Origin of the sequence: Mycobacterium sp. (assembly GCF_052145595.1) — a bacterium.
Lineage (GTDB): Bacteria > Actinomycetota > Actinomycetes > Mycobacteriales > Mycobacteriaceae > Mycobacterium.
In genome coordinates, this window is record NZ_JBKQOI010000140.1 from 1 (window position 1) to 4,122 (window position 4,122).

Below are 4,122 nucleotides of genomic sequence, written 5' to 3' on the forward strand. Positions count from 1 at the left end.
GAACCGTTGTCGACCCCCTGCCTGATCGACCGCACCCGCTCGGTGAGCAGTGCGACAAACCGGTCATAGGCCGGTGCCTCGACGTACACCCGCTCCACCGAGATGCAGGCCTGACCCGAGTTGAACAGTGCCCCCCACGCGATGCCGTTGGCGGCGCGCGAAAGATCGGCGTCGGCCAGGACGATGGCAGGGTCCTTGCCGCCCAGTTCGACGCCGCAGGGAATCAATCGTTCGCCCGCCCGCGCGGCGATGGCGCGTCCGGTCCTGGTGGAGCCAGTGAACTGCACCATGTCTACGGAGTCCACTACCGCTGCGCCCGTTGCGCCCAGACCGGTGACACACCGGAACACCGGCGGTGCACCGATCTGTTCCCAGCCGCGGACGAGTTCGCAGGCGGACAGCGGAGTGACCTCCGAGGGCTTGACGATGACGGCCGCCCCGGCCAGCAGCGCCGCAACGGCGTCGACAGCGGGGATGAGTAACGGGAAGTTCCACGGCGTGATCACTCCGACGACGGGGTACGGGCGGTACACCCTACTGAGCTTTTTGGTAGCGGTGAGCGGACCGTGCGGTCGCAACTTCTTTTCGGCGAGGAACTTCCGGGCCCGGTCAGCGTAGTAGTTGATCGCGTCGCAGGTGACCATGACTTCGAACGCGGCCTCGACTCGAGGCTTACCGGTCTCGGCAGCGAGGACATCGATGAGTCGGGATTCGTTGTCCAGCAACCAGTCCCGCAACTTTCGCAACCAGACGGCGCGGGCATCGGGCCCCAGCGCCTCCCATGACGACTGATGGGCGCGCAGTTGCTCCACGACCGCGGCCACCGCCTCGGCGGATTGCACTACAACGCTTCCGACGAGCTCACCCGTCGCGGGATTGTGCACGTCGATTACCTCGGTACCCGGGGGCGACAGTTGATCAATACTCACGAGGTGCTCCTTGGTTGGTGGATGGCGTTGGCGAACTGCCTGATTTGCCGCAGCGCGGCGCGCGTCTCGGGAAGCCACGTCCCGAGCTGATGCCAGGCGTGCGGAACCAGCGGGAAGACCTCGAGCCATACGGGTACTCCGGCCGCTCGCGCACGCTCGGTCGCCCGCACCGAATCGTCACGCAGCACCTCGGTGTGCCCGGTCTGGAAGAGCAGCGGTGGCAGGCCCGCGAAGTCACCGAACACCGGGGAAATGAGGGGGTCTGTCGCATCGACATCCGGTCGGTACCACCGCTGCAGGAATGCCAGCCCACGCGCCCCCACCGCGGTGTCGCGGCGCGCGTTGATGCTGATCGACGGGCTGGACCAGGAGAAATCGAAGCCGCCGCTCATCATGATCGCGCCCGCAGGCATCGGGAGGGCGGCGTCGCGGGCCCGCTGCAAGGTGACGAGGGCAGCGTTGGCGCCGGCCGACTCGCCCGCGATCATCAACTGACGCGGCTCCTGCCCGGCGTCGAGTAATGCCTGATAGGCGCGCAGACAATCGTCGATGGCCGCCGGAAACGGGTGCTCGGGAGCCAACCGGTAAGCCGGAACGACGACCCGGGTCTGCAGGTCATTCGCCAGCCGCGAGAGGAATCCGGTGTAAGCGCTGCGCGCGTACATCAGGAATCCGCCACCGTGCAGGTACAGCACGGTCCGCCCGGGATGCGGGCGAGTGGGGTGGAATTCCCGGGTGGTCAGGCCGCCCAATTCCCCATCGACGATCCGGCATCCCGGTGCCGGCCGGGCGAGAAGGCCCGATGCCGCACCGGCACGGTCGAGGAACGTACGCATCCCGTCGAGGTTGTCGTGGTATCGACGAAACGCCGATTGGCACACTCCACGGAACACCGGGTTGACGAGGCGCAGGGCGATGCTTGCCTGGTGCCCGGTCATCTGGACGTCGCGCCGAGGATGGTCACGGTGGCCACTGCCGCGTCGGGTCCCATGTAGCCTCCCGCGTTTTCTGCCACGGCGATCCGTGCGCCGTCGACCTGACGCTCGCCACAACGGCCGCGGAGTTGCTCGGCGAGCTCGACGATCTGCGCGAGACCGCTGGCTGCGATCGGGTGTCCTTTGCTTTCCAAGCCACCGCTGGTATTGACCGGCAGCCTGCCCCCAATCTTGGTGTCGCCCTTGCGAATCATGTCCACGGCCCCGCCGGGGTTGGCCAGCCCGAGTTCTTCGAGCACGATCAACTCGGCCGGCGACGTGGCGTCGTGGCATTCCAGCACGTCCACCTCCGCCGGGTCGATGCCGGCCCAGTCGAACGCACGCTTCGCCACACCGGCAACAAGCTCCCCGCCGACGCCGGGTTTCGACGCGCCGGTCATGGTGGCGAGCACCGTGATCGGCTCAGCGCCCCAGTGCGCCGCGATGTCCGGCGTGGTCACGATGACCGCGGCAGACCCGTCGCCGATGGGCGAACACATCGGCAAGGTCAGCGGACCGGAGATCTTGCGCGCAGCCAGCACCTCCTCGAGGGTGAAACGGGTCCGGTACTGCGCCTTGGGATTAAGCGCACCGTGGTCGTGGTTCTTGACCGCAACGCGAGCGAAGTCTTCCTGGGTGGCACCGGTGCGGTCCATGTAGTTGGTGGCCATTTTCGCGTAGACATCCATGAAGACCGATTGGTCCCCGCCGTTGGCACCGATCTCGGCGAAGATCTCGGCGAGCCGATCCTGATCCAGAGCGCTGCCCATGGCGGCGAAGGTCAGTTGCTTGTCGGGGTGATAGAGCTTCTCGGCGCCCACCGCCAGCGCGACGTCGACATAGCCCGACGCGACCGCGAGCCACGCCTGGTTGAGTGCCGTCGACCCTGAGGCGCAGGCGTTTTCGATGTTGATCAGCGGAATGCCGTTGAGCCCTGCCTCGCGCATGGCGTGCTGTCCGCGCACCGAGTGCTGACCCTGCAGAATCCCGGACGCGGTGTTCGCGTAGTAGATCGTATCGATGCCCTTGTCCGACTCGCCCATCTCCGAATCCTTGATCGCGGCCTGAACCGATTCGGCGACAAGCGATTTGATGCTGCGGTCGAGGAATTTGCCGAATGCGGTCATTCCGACCCCGGCCACCACGACGGTGCGCAGTGAAGCTTCGTGATTGGTCATCGCGCCAGCACCTCCTTGCCGATAAGCTCGCGCGCTATCACGAGTTTCTGAATTTGCGGTGTGCCGTCGCCGATCATGCATCCCGAGACATCTCGCAGCATTGCCTGCAGTGGCATCTCATCGGACCAGCCGACTTGGCCGTGCAGCACGATGCAGTCGCGGATCGCGTTGTGCGCGACCAGCGGTCCCCACCACTTGAGCATCGCGGCCTCACTCGTGTGCGGCCGCCCCGCCATCCGAAGTCCGAGAGCGTGATAGCCCAGCGCCCGTACCGCCGAAACGTAGGTGCTGTGTTCGGCGATCACGAACGACACCCCCTGATTGGCTGCTATTGGCCGGCCGAACGTCTCACGCTGTTTGGAGTATTCGATCGCCATGTCGAGCGCGCGTTGTGCGGTGCCGATATTCATCAGCGCGATCAGTGTTCGGCTCAAATCGAATTCGTGCATCACCATCGCGAATCCGCGCCCGATCTCACCGAGTACGTGGCTGTCCGGCACGAACACACCGTCAAGGAAGATCGAGCCACGACCCAATGGCTTGAAGCCGGGATCACGGATGGCCTGGGTGGTGACCGCGGGATCGTCCATATCGACGAGGAACATTCCGATGCCTTTGCCGCCCGACCCGGGTTCGGTCTGCGCGACGACGATCGCGACATCGGCGTGCACCGCCTGGGTGATCGAGGTCTTCTCACCGGAGATCCGCCATCCGGCGTCGACCCTGGTGGCCCGTGTGGAGAGATTGGCCGCGTCGGACCCAGCCCCCGGTTCGGTGAGTGCGAGGCAGATGACGGCCTCGCCGGCGATACCGCGGCTGACCCACCGCTCGCGAACTTCGTCGCTGCCGTGTGCGGCGAGCAGGGCATTGCTGACATTTGCCGCGAACGCCAGGTAGGCGATCGCGGGGTCGGCATAGGCGAGTTCTTCAACAGCGATGCCGACAGCCAGCACGTCGCCGCCCTGGCCGCCCGCCGATTCGCTGATCAGGAGTCCGAGCAGCCCCGCGGCGCCCAGTTCACCGAACTCGGTGGTCGGGAAC

At 66.0% G+C, this 4,122-nt stretch carries 4 protein-coding genes; all 4 read right to left on the minus strand.

The window, feature by feature from the left end:
• The coding region (locus ACLP4W_RS12500) for an aldehyde dehydrogenase family protein (RefSeq protein WP_442386437.1) at positions 1–929 on the minus strand (929 nt) is incomplete at its 3' end.
• Positions 926–1,867 carry an alpha/beta hydrolase gene (locus tag ACLP4W_RS12505; protein ID WP_442386438.1) on the minus strand — a complete coding sequence of 314 codons (942 nt, stop codon included), beginning with the start codon at positions 1,865–1,867 and terminating at the stop codon, positions 926–928. The genes ACLP4W_RS12505 and ACLP4W_RS12500, both read right to left, overlap by 4 nt.
• Positions 1,864–3,081: a thiolase family protein gene (locus ACLP4W_RS12510; RefSeq protein WP_442386439.1), complete on the minus strand. Its 1,218-nt coding sequence runs from the start codon at positions 3,079–3,081 to the stop codon at positions 1,864–1,866. Before ACLP4W_RS12510 ends, ACLP4W_RS12505 begins: the two co-directional genes overlap by 4 nt.
• On the minus strand, positions 3,078–4,122 hold a 1,045-nt coding region (locus tag ACLP4W_RS12515), incomplete at its 5' end, for an acyl-CoA dehydrogenase family protein (RefSeq protein ID WP_442386440.1). The genes ACLP4W_RS12510 and ACLP4W_RS12515, both read right to left, overlap by 4 nt.

Bases quoted from the DNA above. Each gene is read 5' to 3' on its own strand.
- ACLP4W_RS12505 (WP_442386438.1), bottom strand. From the start codon at position 1,867: ATGACCGGGCACCAGGCAAGCATCGCCCTGCGCCTCGTCAACCCGGTG.
- ACLP4W_RS12510 (WP_442386439.1), bottom strand. From the start codon at position 3,081: ATGACCAATCACGAAGCTTCACTGCGCACCGTCGTGGTGGCCGGGGTC.